Source organism: Kitasatospora sp. NPDC057904, from assembly GCF_042887925.1.
Taxonomy (GTDB): Bacteria; Actinomycetota; Actinomycetes; order Streptomycetales; family Streptomycetaceae; genus Kitasatospora.
Genome location: NZ_JBHVOL010000019.1, coordinates 1 through 14294 on the forward strand (window position 1 = coordinate 1; position 14294 = coordinate 14294).

A 14294-nucleotide genomic window follows, 5' to 3' on the forward strand; every position below is an offset into this window, starting at 1 on the left:
ACTCTGTGGGTGGGGTGTTCTCACCGTTGGCAGTCTGAAAATCACCCGTCACGCCCCTCTCCGCGGCCACCCCCTCCGCCACCCCCTCCCGCAGCGCACCCTCTCGCCTGTGGGGGGAGGGGGAAGGGGGGTGGTTGAGGGGGTGCGTTGGTGCGGCGCGGTGGGGGGGCTTCAGATGGCCAGTGCCGGGGTCGGGTGGGTGGCCATGGTTTGTAGCAGGGTTCGGGCGGTGGAGTCGTTCTGGCGGAAGCCCAGGGAGTTGGTGCGGGGGCGGGCGAAGGCCGAGGCGGCGCGGAGGGTGGTGTGGGGGCCCATGGCGGTGCGGCGCGGGTGTGGGGCGCCGTTCAGGGCGGGGTCGATGAGGCGGCTGTCGTGTGGGGAGATCGCGATCAGGCCGGAGTGGTGGGTGTACTCCTCGTCGGTCAGGACTTCCTCGACGACCCGGTGGGTGTGGTGCAGGTCTTGCAGGACGGGGTCCGCGGTGCGGCCGATGGTGTGCTTCGGGAGGTAGGCCTCGATGAGGGCCGTCGCGGTGACGGTGTGGCCGGGGACGGTGGTTCCGGAGGCTCGCCAGGTGCCGTCGGCCTCGTTCCGGGTGATCCGGATGCCCGCGCCGAGGAACCGGACCACGCCGGCCTCGGAGAGCGCGAGCAGCTGGCGCAGCCGGAAGCCGGGCGGGCCGGAGGCGAGGTGGTTGAAGTAGCCGAAGAACCACCCGTCGACCTCCTCCGCGATCGACCGGGCGGTCAGCAGCCCGGAGCCGATCACCCGGGGGAGCTGGCCGAACAGCGAGAGCAGGGCGAGGAACGCGCCGAGGTCGGCGCTGTGGGCGGGGTCGGCGCGGCGGTCGGCGTCGGCGGTGATGTAGGCGCGCAGGTGGGCCTGGAGTTCGTCTGCGGACCTCAGTTCTGTTCCGGCCAGCGGGCGGTCGAGCCGTTCGAAGTCGAGCCGGTCGGCGGGGTCGGGGACGGCTTCGGCGACGAGGGCGGCGAGTTCGGGGGTGTACCAGCCGTACCGGTCGTAGCGGGCGAGGAACCCGGTCCAGGGCAGGGCGGTGCGTTCGGGGTGTGCGTGGAACAGTTCGTGGTAGTAGCCGAAGCCGACCTCCTTGGCCATCAACGGCCAGACGTCGCGGCGCAGTTCGAGCGGCCCTCCGGTGGCGAGGACGGCGTCGACGGCGGCCGCGCCGAAGTAGCGGGGGAGCGGGGCGGGCGGGCCTTGGAGGCGGTAGCCGGTCTTGGAGTGGTAGGGCACGCCGCGCCGGGAGCCGAGGTGGAGTACCGGTTCGCGGCCGGAGGGGTGGTAGCGCAGCCCGTCCGAGGTGGGTTCGTAGTGTCCGCCGCGGCCTTCGGTCAGGAGCGTGATCAGGTCGACCGCGGCCAGGCCGAGGCCGCGCAGCACGGTGTGCTCGCCGGGGGCGAGGCCCGTGAGGTCGGCGTCGGCGGTGTAGGCGGGCGGGAGGTGGAAGCGGCCGTGCCGGGCGGCGAAGTCGGCGTCGGCGTCGTGGCGGGGGTGCGGGGTGGAGTCGAGGTGGCCGAGGGTGAGGGCGACGTGGTCGGCGGTGAGCGTGCGGTCGCCGAGGTGGACGGTCTGCGGGCCGTCGGCGGGGCCGTCGATCCGCCGGACGGTGTCCCGGTGGACGGTCACGGTGACGTGCGGCGGCAGGTCGGCGACGGCGCGGCGGAACACCCAGTCCAGGTAGGCGCTCTGGGCCCGGCGGGTGGGGAAGTCGGTGGGGGCGAGGGTGCGCAGCTCGGCCCGCACGGCCGGGTCCGCGACCTCCCGGTAGGGCGCGAACTCGTGCCGGCGGCGGGCCCATTCGGCGAGCGAGGGGCCGGGGCGGACCGGGCCCTCGATGGTGGAGTGCTCGTCGGTGAACATCGTGACGTCCTCGGCCATCGAGTTCATCCGCAGCAGCGGGGACTGGTCGTGCCGCCAGATCCGGCCCGCGCCCGGCGGGTGCGGGTCGACCAGGTGCACGTGCAACGGCCGGTCGGCGGGCAGGAGTTCGGGGGCGTTGGCGGCGATCCGTTCCAGCAGCCCGGTGCCGCGCGGGCCCGCCCCGACGATGACGAGAACGCTCATGCCCCGACCGCCCGCCGGAGGGCCGCCCGGGCGCGCTGGAGCGGGGTGGGCGGCAGCCCGTCCCGGGTGGCTCCCCTGGCGTAGTGCCGTTCGACGTAGTACTGGCCGACGGACAGGACGGTGGTGATCACCAGGTACCAGATGGTGGCGACCATCAGCATCGGGATGACCTGGTACGACTGCAGGTAGACCAGCTGGACCGAGTACAGCAGGTCGGACACGGCCAGCACGCTGACGATGCTGGTGCCCTTGAGGGCGCCGATCAGCATGTTCCCCGCGGTGGGCACGATCGCCCGCATCGCCTGCGGCACGACGATCCGGCGCAGCACCCGCCACCGGCCGAGACCGAGCGCGGCCGCGGCCTCCAGCTGCCCGCGGTCGACGGACAGGATGCCGCCGCGGATCACCTCGGCCGCGTACGCGGTCTCCAGCAGGGTGAGGCCGATGACGGCGGTGAGGGTGGGCCCGATCAGGTTGACCGTCTTCACGGTGACGAACTCCGGGCCGAACGGGATGCCGACGCCGAGGGTCGGGTAGAGCGCGCCGATGTTGAAGAAGAACAGCAGCTGGACCAGCGGCGGGGTGGAGCGGAAGAGCCAGATGTAGCCCCAGCTCAGCGTGCGCAGCACCGGGTTGGCGGACAGCCGCATGGTGGCGAGCAGGGTGCCGAGCACGAAGCCGAGGCCGAGCGTGACGGCGGTGAGCCAGAGGGTCAGGCCGAGCCCGTCGAGGACGGACCGCGCGGTGAACCACTCGGCGACGACGCCCCACTGGAAGGCGTCGTTGCGGACGACCGACGCGACCGCCATGACGAACAGCAGCAGGGCGACCGCGGCGGCGATCCACTGGCCGGGGCTCCGGCGGGCGACGATCCGGGCCTCGGCGGCGGGGTCCGGGGGCGGTGCGGGGCGGGCGGTCGGTGCGGGGGAGGGGAGGACGTCCGGCGGAGTGGCCATGGCGGAGGCTCCTGGCGGGAGGCGGGAGGTACGGGTGTCGTCACGTACGGCCGTCACGCCGGCCCGCGTCCCTCAACACGGCCGGCTCTGCGCTCCGCCGTGATCGTAGGCCGCGGCGCGCGCGGGCTGTCAAGGGTGACCAGGAGTCGCGGGAGGACGTCGAGAGATTGCAACAGCGCTGCAATGATGGGCGGTTGACGTACCGCTCGGGCCGCTGGTCAACTTGAGGCCATGTACGCCGAGCAGCTCCTGGTCACCCGCGACCACATCGACTTCGGTCGGGTGTGGTCGGCGGCGTGTCCGGCCTGACCCGGCAGCGGACCGCCGTCCTCCCTCACCGAGGGCTTTCCTGACGGCCTTCCCGACAGCCGTGCGCTGCCGCTCCCCCCGGCCTCACCCACTGCGCTCCGGCAGTTCCCTCGCCCGTCACGTACCCGTGCTCACGGCCGCCCCGCCGCGGCCGCCTCCGGCACGCCCGGATCCGCCCATTCGAAAGGTTCCGCCATGCCCGTCGAGTTCCTCGGCATCGCCGCCACCGGCGACGGTTCGGAGACCACCGCCCGCACCACCGCCGCCTTCGACCGCGACTACACCCTGCGGCTGGCCCGCGCCCACGAGGACCACGGCTGGGACCGCGTCCTGTTCGCGTACGGGGCCGGGTCGCCCGAGCCGGCCGCGGCCGCCGCGTTCCTCGCGTCGAAGCTCGACCGGCTGCAGATCCTGCTCGCCCACCGGCCGAACGTCTCCTACCCGACCTTCGCCGCCAAGACCTTCGCGACGCTCGACCAGATCAGCGGCGGCCGGCTCACCGTCCACTTCATCACCGGCGGCAACGACCACGAGCAGCAGCGCGAGGGCGACTTCCTCACCAAGGACCGCCGCTACGACCGCACCCGCGAGTACATCGGCATCGTCAAGAAGGCCTGGACGAGCCGCGAGCCCTTCGACCACGAGGGCGAGCACTACCGCTTCAACGACTTCGTCTCGGACGTCTTCCCCGTCCAGCAGCCGCGCCCCGGCGTCTCCTTCGGCGGCTCCTCGGACGCCGCCTACGCGGCCGGCGGCGCCGAGGCGGACGTCTACTGCCTGTGGGGCGAGCCGCTGGCCCGCACCGCCGAGCAGATCGAGCGGGTGAAGGAGGCGGCGCGCGCCGCCGGACGCACCGACGTGCCGCGGATCCAGGTGGCCTTCCGGCCGATCGTCGCGCCGACCGAGGAGCTGGCCTGGGAGAAGGCGCACCGGACGGTGGACGCGATCAGGGCCCGCCGGGCCGGCGGGGAGCTGGTGCGCCGCGGCCGGCCGCTCGGTGCCGATGCTCCGGAGAACACCGGTTCCCAGCGCCTCGTCGAGATCGCCGAGGCCGGCGAGCGCTACGACCGCGCGCTGTGGACCCCGACCGCGGCGGCCACCGGCGGGGCCGGCAACTCCAACGCCCTGGTCGGCACGCCGGAGACGGTCGCCCAGGCCCTGCTCGACTACTACGACCTCGGCGTGGACATCCTCTCCGCGCGCGGCTACGACCTGCTGGACGACGCGATCGACTTCGGCCGGTACGTCATCCCGCTGGTCCGCGAGGAGGTCGCCAAGCGGGACGCCGCGAAGGCGGCGGCGCGGGCGAAGCAGGCCGAGCGCGACCGGCACCAGCTGATCGCGGTGCAGGCGTGAGCGAGCCCGCCCATGCGGTGGCGGCCCGCGCGGTGGAGATCCGGCGCGTCACGGTCGACGATCCCCTGGTCGAGCCGCTGCTGCGCGAGCTGACGCACGAGTACACCAGCCGCTACGGCCCCGCGGGGCAGGTCGAGATGACCCGCTACCCGGCGGACGCGTTCGCCGAGCCGCACGGCCTGCTGCTCCTCCTGCTGGAGGACGGCGGGCCGGTGGCCGGCGGCGCTTACAAGCGCTACGACGAGCACACCGCCGAGCTCAAGCGGATGTGGACGGCCTCGGCGCACCGCCGCCGCGGCCTGGCCCGCCGGGTGCTGGCCGAGCTGGAGCGGGCCGCGCTCGCCGCCGGGTACCGCCGGATCTTCCTCACGACCGGTCCGCTCCAGCCCGAGGCCAGGGGCCTCTACCTGGCGGCCGGCTACACACCGCTGTTCGACGTCACCGCCGATCCCGTGGCGATCGGCCCGCTGCCCTTCGAGAAGCACCTCTTCCACTAGCGCACGACCGCACGAAAGGCCTTCCGTGAGAACCACTCCCGTCCGCCGCCTGCTCGCGGCCACGACCGCCCTGCTGCCGGTCCTGGCGGTGGCCGCGTGCGGCGCGGACCCGAAGATCCCGGGCGCGCCCGGTGCGAGCCGACTGGCCGCCGCGGCGGGCCAGGACGTCGTCTCCGGGGTCGCCACGTCGGACGCGGCGGCCGCCCTGCTGCCCGAGGAGGTCCGCGCCGCCGGCACGGTGAGGTTCGGCACGTCCTTCGGCTACCCGCCGAGCGCCTTCTACGCCGACCAGGCCACGAAGAAGCCGGCCGGGATCGACATCGACCTCACCGACGCCGCCGCCAAGGTGCTCGGCCTCACCGTGCAGCGCGAGGAGGCCGCGTTCGAGACGATCCTGCCCGCCCTCGACAGCGGCAAGTACGACGTCGGCACCGGCAACTTCGGCGTCACCGCGGCCCGGCTGAAGACCATCGACTTCGTCACCTACATCGACGACGGCCAGGGCTTCGCGGTGCGCAAGGACGACGCGGGCGCCAAGCCCGTCACCGATCTCGTCCAACTGTGCGGGCTGACCATCGGCACCGGCGCCGGCACCACCTTCGAGACCACGCTGAACGCGAAGAAGAACGTGTGCGCCGAGGCCGGGAAGAAGCCGTACGAGGTCAAGGCGTTCAGCGACAGCGGCGCCGTGCTCACCGGCCTCCAGCAGGGCCGGATCGACATCGTGATGTCCACCATCAACGGCCTGCGCTACCAGGCCGCGCAGGAGGCCTCGGGGACGCGCTTCCTCGGCGAGTTCCACCGGCTGGACGTCGGCTTCGCGTTCAAGAAGGGCTCCCGGCTGACCCCGGCGTTCCGGGCGGCCGTCAACCAGCTGATCAAGGACGGGACGTACGAGCGGATCCTGCGCAAGTGGGGCGTCACCGACTCGGCGATCCCGGAGTCCCTGATCAGCCCGCCCGAACACCCATGACCCCCGGGTCCGTCGGAAGAGCCCCCGGGCCCGTTGGAGGAGTCCCCGCATGACCGTCACCGACACCACCGCCGTCCGCAGACCCGCCGGCACCGCGCGCGGGCCCGGGCACGTCGACCTCGACGAACTGGCCGGGCTGCGGACCGTCCCGGCCCGGCACCCCTGGCGGCTGGCCACCGGGCTGGCCGCGGTCGTGGTCCTCGCCCAGTTCGTCCACGGCCTGGCCACCAACCCGGGCTGGGACTGGGGCACCTTCCGGCTCTACTTCACCGCCGACGTGATCGTCCGCGCAGTCGGCCGCACCCTCGAACTCACCGCCTACGGCACCGTCCTGGGCTTCCTGCTGGGCGCCGTCGTGGCCGCGATGCGGCTGTCGCACAGCCGCATCCTGCGGACCGTCGCGTGGGCGTACGTGTGGGCGTTCCGCTCGATCCCGCTGATCGTCCAGCTGGTGTTCTGGTTCAACCTCTCCTACCTCTACAAGCGGTTCGGCCTCGGCATCCCGTTCGGCCCGACCTTCGGCGGCTTCGAGACGATGAACGTGCTCAGCGCGCTCGGGGCCGCCGTGCTCGGCCTCGGGCTGCACCAGGCCGCGTTCGCCGCCGAGATCATCCGCGGCGGCATCATCGCCGTCGACGCCGGCCAGCGCGAGGCCGCCGCCGCGCTCGGCATCCCACGCCTCCGCCAGGCCTGGCGGATCGTCCTGCCGCAGGCGATGCGCGGCATCCTGCCGTCCGCCGCCAACGAGGTGATCTCGCTGCTCAAGGGCACCTCGGTGGTCTACGTGATGGCCATCGGCGAGCTCTTCTACCAGGCCCAGGTGGTCTACGGGCGGACCGGCCGGGTGGTGCCGCTGCTCATGGTCGCCACCGTCTGGTACGTCCTGCTCACCACCGTCCTGTCCGTCGGCCAGTACTACGTCGAGCGCCACTTCGCCCGCGGCGCCGAGCGCACCCCGCCGCCCACCCCGCTCCAGCGCGCCCGGACGTTCCTCCGGGGCCCCGGCGCGGCCCGCAGCCCGGAAGGACAGTCGTGACCACCCTGACGAAGACCGAGGCGGCCCCCATGGTGCAGGTCCGCGGCCTGCACAAGAGCTTCGGCCCGCTCGCCGTCCTGCGCGGCGTCGACCTGGACGTCCCGGCCGGATCGGTGACCGTCGTGCTGGGCCCCTCCGGCTCCGGCAAGTCCACGCTCCTGCGCTCGATCAACCACCTGGAGAAGCTGGACCGCGGCTTCGTCGCCATCGACGGCGAGCTGATCGGCTACCGGCGCTCCGGCGACCGGCTGCACGAGCTCAGGGAGCGCGAGGTGCTGCGCCAGCGCACCCACATCGGCTTCGTGTTCCAGGGCTTCAACCTGTTCCCGCACCTCACCGTGCTGGAGAACCTGGTCGAGGCGCCGGTCAGCGCGCTGCGCAGGCTGAAGGCCGAGGCCAGGGCGGCCGCGCTGCGGCTGCTGGAGCGGGTCGGGCTGGCCGACAAGGCGGACGCCTACCCGCGGCAGCTCTCCGGCGGGCAGCAGCAGCGGGTGGCGATCGCCCGGGCGCTGGCCCTGGAGCCCAAGGTGCTGCTGTTCGACGAGCCGACCTCGGCGCTGGACCCGGAGCTGGTCGGCGAGGTGCTCGACGTGATCAAGGACCTCGCCCGCAGCGGCACCACGATGATCGTCGTCACCCACGAGATCGGCTTCGCCCGCGAGGTCGCCGACACCGTCGTCTTCATGGACGGCGGCGTGGTGGTCGAGCAGGGCCCGCCGGCCGAGGTCCTGGACCGCCCCCGGCAGGAGCGCACCAAGGCGTTCCTCGCCAAGGTCCTCTGAATCCGCACCCCTTCAGAAATCCCCTTCCCCGTACAGGAGTTCCGCCATGTCCCTGCCCCGCCGCGCCCTGGTCGCCGCAGTCGCCGCCGTCTCCCTCCTCGGCCTGGCCGCGTGCGGCGGCCCCGCGGGCGCCGAGGCGGAGCTCGCCCCGGCCAAGGGCAGCACCGCGCCGGACGGCACGACGGTCAACCTGACGGCCGACCAGAAGCGCGTCACCACGCCCAAGGTGGACGCCATCGCGGCGCTCGTCCCGGAGGAGATCCGCAGACGCGGCACGCTGACCGTCGCCGACAACCTCGGCACCACCCCGCCGCTGGAGTTCTACGCCGACGACGACAAGACCGTCATCGGCGTCGAGCCGGACATCGCCTCGCTCATCGGCAACGTGCTCGGCCTCAAGGTCGAGTTCAACCCGGTGTCCTGGGAGAACATCTTCGTCGGCCTGGACGCCGGCAAGTACGACGCCGGCCTGTCCAACATCACCGTCACCGAGGCCCGCAAGGAGAAGTACGACTTCGCCACCTACCGGCTCGACATCCTCGGCTTCGAGGCCAAGAAGGGCAGCGGCCTGAAGGTGACGGGTGCCAAGGACCTCGCGGGCCGCACGGTCGGCGTCTCCTCCGGCACCAACCAGGAGAAGCTGCTGATCGCCTGGAGCGAGGAGGACGTGCGCAACGGCCTCAAGCCCATCGACATCAAGTACTTCCAGGGCGTCGAGTTCTACCTCGCGCTCTCCTCCGGCCGGATCGACGCCTACGTCGGCCCCAACCCCAGCCTGTCCTTCCACGCCAAGCAGAGCGGCGAGACCGAGGTCGTCGGCACCTACTCGGGCGGCGGCGCCGACGTCCTCGGCAAGATCGCGGCGACCACCAGGAAGGACAACGGGCTGGTCAAGGCGCTCAACGCGGCGATCGAGGAGACGATCAGGAACGGCACCTACGCGCAGGTGCTCAAGCGCTGGGGCCTCGCCAACGAGGCCGTGCAGAGCTCCGAGATCAACCCGCCCGGGCTGCCGAAGACCGCGTCCTGATCCGTTCACCCGTTCGTCTTCCCCCGCCGCTATGGTGGTCCGCCCGGCGGCGAACGCCGGGCGGAGGAAATGGACTTGGGGGGAGACATGCAGGCGGGGGACGTGCTCGACGGCCGCTACCGGCTGGAGTCGCTGCTCGGCCGGGGCGGCTTCGGCTCGGTCTGGCTGGCCACCGACGCGCGGATGGGCCGCAAGGTCGCGGTGAAGGTGCTGCTGGAGGAGCACGCCACCGACCGGGAGGCCGTCAGCCGGTTCATCCGCGAGGCCCGGACGGCCGGCGGGCTCGCCGGCCCGCACATCGTGACGGTGCACGACTACGGCCGGGTGCCGGCCGGGGGCGGCTCGGGGTCGGGGTCGGGCGAGACCCACTACCTCGTCATGGAGTACGTCCGCGGCCGCTCGCTCGCCGACGTCCTCAAGGACGGCGTACCCGACCAGGCCGACGCCCTGCGCTGGGCGCGCCACGTGTGCCGGGCGCTGGACGCCGCGCACCGCGAGGGCATCGTCCACCGGGACATCAAGCCCGAGAACGTCATGATCGCGGAGGACACCGGCAAGGCCAAGGTGCTCGACTTCGGCATCGCCCGCCTGCTCACCCAGAGCGCCGTGCTCACCTCCACCGGCAACATCGTCGGCACCGTGCCCTACCTGGCCCCCGAGGTCTGGTCCGGTGCCGGCGCGGACAGCCGGGCCGACCTCTACGCGCTGGGCGTCATGCTGTACCAGCTGTGCACCGGCCGGCGGCCGTTCCAGGCGTCCTCGGCCGCCGAATACATGTACAAGCACCTGGAGGAGGTCCCGGCGAGGGTCCGCACCGCCGACCCGGCGCTCGGCGACCTCATCGCCCAGCTCCTCGCCAAGGACCCCGCCGACCGGCCCGCCGACGCCGCCGAGGTGCACCGCCGGCTGCGCGAGGTCCGCCCCGGCGCGCCCGGCCACGGCGACCCCGGCCCCAGCCCCGAACAGCTGCGCCGGCGCGCCGACCAGGCCTGGCGGCTCGGCGCGGGCGGCGCGCCCGGCGAGGCCGTGGCGATGCTGCCCGGGATCATCCGCGACCTCGCCCGGATCTGCGGCCCGGCCGACCTCCGTACCCTGCGCACCTGCCACGACCTGGCGGTCTTCCTCGCCCGCGACGGCAGCAGGGGCGCCGCCGTCGCGCTGCTGCGCGAGCTCGTCCCAGCCCTCGCCGCCGCCCCGGAGGCCCGGGCCGACGTGCTGCGCGACCTCGGCCGCTGGGAGCGCGAGCTCCCCGCCGAGGGCCCGGGCGAGCCCCGGGCCCTGACCCTCGACGGCCTGCTCGCCGGCGGCCCGCGGAACGGCTGAGGCACCGACGGGGGTGAAGGGTGTCAACCGTGCGGGACGCCGATTCGGGCCTTCCCCCGGCTGTAGGAATTGATAGGAATTCGCCCACCGGGACGGTCTGGATCGCCCGCGGCGCCGTTGATATACCTCGTTGCCAGACTCGGGACCGGTGTGCGGCCGGCCCGGTGACCTGCGACGAAATGGTGGTGACGGATCGATGAAGCTCCTCCGTGTCGGACCCCCGGGCGCCGAGCGTCCGGTCGTGCTGGGTCAGGACGGCACCGGTTACGACCTCTCCGGCCGGACCCGGGACATAGACGGGTCCTTCCTGGCCGGACTGGACGCGGCCGCGCTCGCCCGGGACGTGGCGGCCGGCCTGCTGCCCGAGGTCGACCTCGCCGGGCAGCGCGTCGGCGCCCCGGTGGCGCGGCCGGGCAAGGTGGTCGGGATCGGGCTCAACTACCGCGACCACGCGGCCGAGGCCGGGGCCGCGATCCCGGACGAGCCGGTGATCTTCCTCAAGCCGAGCTCGACCGTGGTCGGCCCCTACGACGAGGTCCTGGTGCCGCGCGGCGGCGACAAGACCGACTACGAGGCCGAGCTGGCCATCGTGATCGGGCGCCCGGCGAGCTACCTGGCCGGCCACGCCGAGGCGGCGCGGGTGATCGCGGGCTACACGATCGCCAACGACGTCACCGAGCGCGCCTTCCAGCTGGAGCGCGGCGGCCAGTGGGCCAAGGGCAAGTCGGCGCAGACGTTCACCCCGCTGGGCCCGTGGCTGGTCACCGCCGACGAGGTGGCCGACCCCCAGCGGCTGCCGCTGCGGCTCTGGGTCAACGGCGAGCTCCGGCAGGACGGCAGCACCGCGCACATGATCTTCCCGGTGCTCGAACTCGTCCGCTACGTCAGCCAGTTCATGGCCCTGGAGCCCGGCGACGTGATCGTCACCGGCACCCCGGCGGGCGTCACCCTGGGCCACCCGGGCGCGGCGTTCCTGGCCCCGGGCGACGTCGTCGAGATCGAGATCGACGGCCTCGGCCGCCAGCGCCAGGTGCTCGGCAAGGCCTGAGCACCCGCCGCCCGACCCCAGGCACGGGGGTCGGGAGGCCACCTCGGCCCCACCGTTCCACCGCGGCCCGCGCCCCTACCGCCCGGCCGCCAGCACCGCCCGCAGCCGCTCCGCCCGCGGCGCGTCCGGCCCCTCCAGCGCGAGCAGCGCGGCCAGCACCTGCGCCGTCTGCGGATCGTGCAGCGCCGTCGCCGCCGCCATCGCCGTGAACTGGTCGACCAGCCAGTCGCGCAGCTCGGCCACCGGCAGCGCGCGCCCCTCGTCCAGCCAGCTGAGCGAGGCCCCCTCGACCACCGCGATCCACGACCGCACCAGCAGCGTGAGCCGCGGGCCCGCCTCCCGGACGCCCAGGTGCCGCAGCGTGCGCCGCAGCGCCGCCCGCCGGACGTCGTCGACGATCGCCGAGGTGCGGGCCGTCTCCACCACCGAACCGCCGCGCAGCAGCGCCGAGTAACCGGCGTCGTGCTCGGCGACGAACGCGAAGTAGCCGTCCAGGACGGCCGACAGCTGCTCGGACGGCGTGCCGGTGAGCGGGACGGCGAAGCGGCTGGTCAGCTCGTCGGCGGCGGTGCGCAGCGCGGCCTCGTAGAGCTGCTGCTTGCCGCCCGCGAAGTAGCGGTAGACGAGCGGCCGGGAGGCCCCGGCGGCCTCGGCGACGTCGTCCAGGCCGACCTCCTCGGGCGCCCGGGTGGCGAACAGCTCCAGGGCCACCGCGATGAGCTGCTCGCGCCGCTGCTGGACCGGCAGCCGCCGGTAGCCGGTGCGGCGCGGCCGCGGTCCGGGGTCGGCCGGGGGGTCCGCCGGGCCGGATGCGGTGGCGGGGCGGGCATCCATGGCGCTCATGGCCGTCAGCGTAATGGGCGTCGGGACGATCGGATCCTGTCGGGCGTCGATGTTCTCGAACGGCTGTTTGCGGGTGCCTTCCGAACGGTTGTCGCGGCGCGCGGCCGGTCGCCGCCCTCCCGTGGGCCACCCGTACCGGGGGGCAAGGGGGTTGCATTCGGCCCGTGCCGCGAAATGATGTCCGAATGGTTGAAGAACTGATCACCTCCGACGGCCCCACCCCGCGCCGCATCGCCGACGGCTACGTCCGCGACCTCGCCGAGCTCGACCCGCTGACCGCGGTCTACCTGGGGCTGAACCCCGAGGACGACCGGCTCCCCGACCTGTCCCCGGCCGGCGCGGAGGCGGTCGCCGACCTCGCCCGCCGCACCCTGGACCGGCTGGCCGAGGCCGAGCGGGCCGGCGCCGCCGAGGACGAGGCCGAGCGCCGCTGCGCCCGGCTGCTGCGCGAGCGGCTGACCGCCGAACTCGCCGTCCACGACGCGGGGGAGGGCTACCGGGCGGTCCGCAACCTGGGCTCGCCGGTGCACAACACGCGTGACGTCTTCACCCTGATGGCCACCGAGACCGAGGAGCAGTGGGCGGTCGTCGGCCGCCGCCTGGCCCGGGTGCCGGTGGCGCTGGCGCAGTACCGGGAGACGCTGGAGGGCGGCATCGAGCGCGGTCTGCTCTCCGGCCCCCGCCAGGTCGCCACCGTGGTCGGGCAGTTCGGCGAGTGGCTGGCCGATGGCGACGTGCCGGCGGGAGAGGCGCCGCGAAGCGGCTCGGACGAGGGCGGTGGCGGGCGACGGGGGGGCTGGTTCGGGCAGTTCGTGGCGCAGGCGCCGGAGGCCCTGCGCGAGGAGCTGTCGGCGCACGCCGTCGCCGCCGCGGGCGCGCTGGCCGAACTGCGCGACTGGCTGCGCGACGTCTACGGCCCGGCCGCCGCCGGCACCCCGGACACCGCGGGCCGCGAGCGCTACGGCCGCTGGGTCCGCTTCTGGACCGGCTCCGACCTGGACCTCGACGAGGCCTACGCCTGGGCCTGGGGCGAGTTCCACCACCTGCTCGCCCAGATGGAGAGCGAGGCCGAGAAGGTCCGCCCGGGCGCCGGCCCGATGGAGGCGATGAAGTGGCTGGAGACGGACGGCGAGGGCCTCGCCGGCGCCGAGGCCGCCCGTGAGTACCTCCAGGGCCTGATGGACCAGGCGATCCGCGACCTCCAGGGCACCCACTTCGACCTGGCCGAGCCGGTCACCCGGGTCGAGTCGATGATCGCCCCGCCCGGCAGCGCCGCCGCGCCGTACTACACCGCCCCCTCGCTGGACTTCACCCGCCCCGGACGGACCTGGCTGCCGCTGCTCGGCCGCGAGCGCTTCCCGGTGTGGGACCTGGTGTCGACCTGGTACCACGAGGGCGTCCCCGGCCACCACCTGCAGCTCGCGCAGTGGAACTACGTCGCCGACCGGCTCTCCACCTACCAGGTCAGCCTCGGCGGCGTGAGCGCCAACCTGGAGGGCTGGGCGCTGTACGCCGAGCGCCTGATGGACGAGCTCGGCTACCTGACCGACCCGGGCCACCGCCTGGGCTACCTCAACGCGCAGATGATGCGGGCGCTGCGGGTCATCGTCGACATCGGCATGCACGCCGGCTTCGACTTCCCCGCCGAGTCCCCGTACCGGCCGGGCGAGCCGGTGAGCCCGGAGGCCGCCCGCGAGTTCTTCGGCCGCTACTGCGGCCTGTCCGCGGACTTCCTGGACAGCGAGCTGGTCCGCTACCTGGGCATGCCGGGCCAGGCGATCGGCTACAAGCTGGGCGAGCGCGCCTGGCTGCGCGGCCGCGCGGCGGCGAAGGCGGCGCACGAGGCGCGCGGCGAGGAGTTCGACCTCAAGGCCTGGCACATGGCGGCGCTGTCGCAGGGTTCGCTCGGCCTGGACGACCTGGTCGAGGAGCTGTCGGCGCTGTAGCGGCCGGGCCGTCCGGGCCGTCCGGGCCCCGGTCCGCCGGGGCCCGGACGCACGGTCCGGACGGCGGGGCGCGGACGTAGGCCGACGGTCGCAGGACCCCGGTCGTACGG

12 protein-coding genes are annotated in these 14294 nt (G+C 73.8%); 9 read left to right on the top strand and 3 right to left on the bottom strand.

The features are described from left to right. Positions 1–171: 171 nt before the first annotated feature. Positions 172–2085, bottom strand: coding sequence for an FAD/NAD(P)-binding protein (locus tag ACFVSN_RS34335; RefSeq protein WP_387957438.1), 1914 nt, complete (start codon positions 2083–2085; stop codon positions 172–174). Continuing rightward, on the bottom strand, positions 2082–3041 hold the full coding sequence (locus ACFVSN_RS34340; RefSeq protein WP_387957440.1) for an amino acid ABC transporter permease: 960 nt from the start codon (positions 3039–3041) through the stop codon (positions 2082–2084). The genes ACFVSN_RS34335 and ACFVSN_RS34340 overlap by 4 nt, the downstream gene beginning before the upstream one ends. 504 nt (positions 3042–3545) lie before the next feature. Here ACFVSN_RS34340 and ACFVSN_RS34345 point away from each other — a divergent pair. The 8 genes from ACFVSN_RS34345 (at position 3546) to ACFVSN_RS34380 (ending at position 11395) form a co-directional block, all read left to right on the top strand. After that, positions 3546–4706, top strand: coding sequence for an LLM class flavin-dependent oxidoreductase (locus ACFVSN_RS34345; RefSeq protein WP_380440072.1), 1161 nt, complete (start codon positions 3546–3548; stop codon positions 4704–4706). Then, positions 4703–5203, top strand: coding sequence for a GNAT family N-acetyltransferase (locus ACFVSN_RS34350; protein WP_387957442.1), 501 nt, complete (start codon positions 4703–4705; stop codon positions 5201–5203). The genes ACFVSN_RS34345 and ACFVSN_RS34350 overlap by 4 nt, the downstream gene beginning before the upstream one ends. A 25-nt stretch (positions 5204–5228) precedes the next feature. Then, a complete protein-coding gene (locus ACFVSN_RS34355; RefSeq protein WP_387957444.1) occupies positions 5229–6176 on the top strand; it encodes an ABC transporter substrate-binding protein in 948 nt (315 codons plus the stop codon). Between the two features lie 49 nt (positions 6177–6225). Then, positions 6226–7212, top strand: coding sequence for an amino acid ABC transporter permease (locus ACFVSN_RS34360; protein WP_380500572.1), 987 nt, complete (start codon positions 6226–6228; stop codon positions 7210–7212). A 29-nt stretch (positions 7213–7241) separates the two neighbouring features. After that, positions 7242–7994 (top strand): amino acid ABC transporter ATP-binding protein, encoded by a 753-nt coding sequence (locus tag ACFVSN_RS34365; RefSeq protein WP_387957511.1) that lies wholly within the window; start codon positions 7242–7244, stop codon positions 7992–7994. 46 nt (positions 7995–8040) lie between these two features. Next, a complete protein-coding gene (locus ACFVSN_RS34370; RefSeq protein WP_380496757.1) occupies positions 8041–9024 on the top strand; it encodes an ABC transporter substrate-binding protein in 984 nt (327 codons plus the stop codon). Between the two features lie 75 nt (positions 9025–9099). Beyond that, a complete protein-coding gene (locus ACFVSN_RS34375) occupies positions 9100–10347 on the top strand; it encodes a serine/threonine-protein kinase (protein ID WP_380440082.1) in 1248 nt (415 codons plus the stop codon). A gap of 196 nt (positions 10348–10543) precedes the next feature. After that, complete coding sequence (locus ACFVSN_RS34380) at positions 10544–11395, top strand: fumarylacetoacetate hydrolase family protein (protein WP_380500574.1); 852 nt, start codon at positions 10544–10546, stop codon at positions 11393–11395. Positions 11396–11470: 75 nt separating this feature from the next. On the opposite strand, the gene ACFVSN_RS34385 is transcribed toward ACFVSN_RS34380, so the two are convergent. Then, complete coding sequence (locus ACFVSN_RS34385; protein WP_380440185.1) at positions 11471–12229, bottom strand: TetR/AcrR family transcriptional regulator; 759 nt, start codon at positions 12227–12229, stop codon at positions 11471–11473. Between the two features lie 194 nt (positions 12230–12423). Here ACFVSN_RS34385 and ACFVSN_RS34390 point away from each other — a divergent pair, with 194 nt between their 5' ends. After that, positions 12424–14184 carry a DUF885 domain-containing protein gene (locus ACFVSN_RS34390; RefSeq protein ID WP_380440086.1) on the top strand — a complete coding sequence of 587 codons (1761 nt, stop codon included), beginning with the start codon at positions 12424–12426 and terminating at the stop codon, positions 14182–14184. The last annotated feature ends 110 nt before the right edge of the window (positions 14185–14294 follow it).

What these genes read in the sequence shown, in the direction of transcription:
- ACFVSN_RS34345 (WP_380440072.1), top strand. Translation starts at nt 3,546, where the DNA reads ATGCCCGTCGAGTTCCTCGGCATCGCCGCCACCGGCGACGGTTCGGAG.
- ACFVSN_RS34370 (WP_380496757.1), top strand. Translation starts at nt 8,041, where the DNA reads ATGTCCCTGCCCCGCCGCGCCCTGGTCGCCGCAGTCGCCGCCGTCTCC.
- ACFVSN_RS34360 (WP_380500572.1), top strand. Translation starts at nt 6,226, where the DNA reads ATGACCGTCACCGACACCACCGCCGTCCGCAGACCCGCCGGCACCGCG.
- ACFVSN_RS34340 (WP_387957440.1), bottom strand. Translation starts at nt 3,041, where the DNA reads ATGGCCACTCCGCCGGACGTCCTCCCCTCCCCCGCACCGACCGCCCGC.
- ACFVSN_RS34380 (WP_380500574.1), top strand. Translation starts at nt 10,544, where the DNA reads ATGAAGCTCCTCCGTGTCGGACCCCCGGGCGCCGAGCGTCCGGTCGTG.
- ACFVSN_RS34385 (WP_380440185.1), bottom strand. Translation starts at nt 12,229, where the DNA reads ATGGATGCCCGCCCCGCCACCGCATCCGGCCCGGCGGACCCCCCGGCC.
- ACFVSN_RS34365 (WP_387957511.1), top strand. Translation starts at nt 7,242, where the DNA reads ATGGTGCAGGTCCGCGGCCTGCACAAGAGCTTCGGCCCGCTCGCCGTC.
- ACFVSN_RS34390 (WP_380440086.1), top strand. Translation starts at nt 12,424, where the DNA reads ATGGTTGAAGAACTGATCACCTCCGACGGCCCCACCCCGCGCCGCATC.
- ACFVSN_RS34335 (WP_387957438.1), bottom strand. Translation starts at nt 2,085, where the DNA reads ATGAGCGTTCTCGTCATCGTCGGGGCGGGCCCGCGCGGCACCGGGCTG.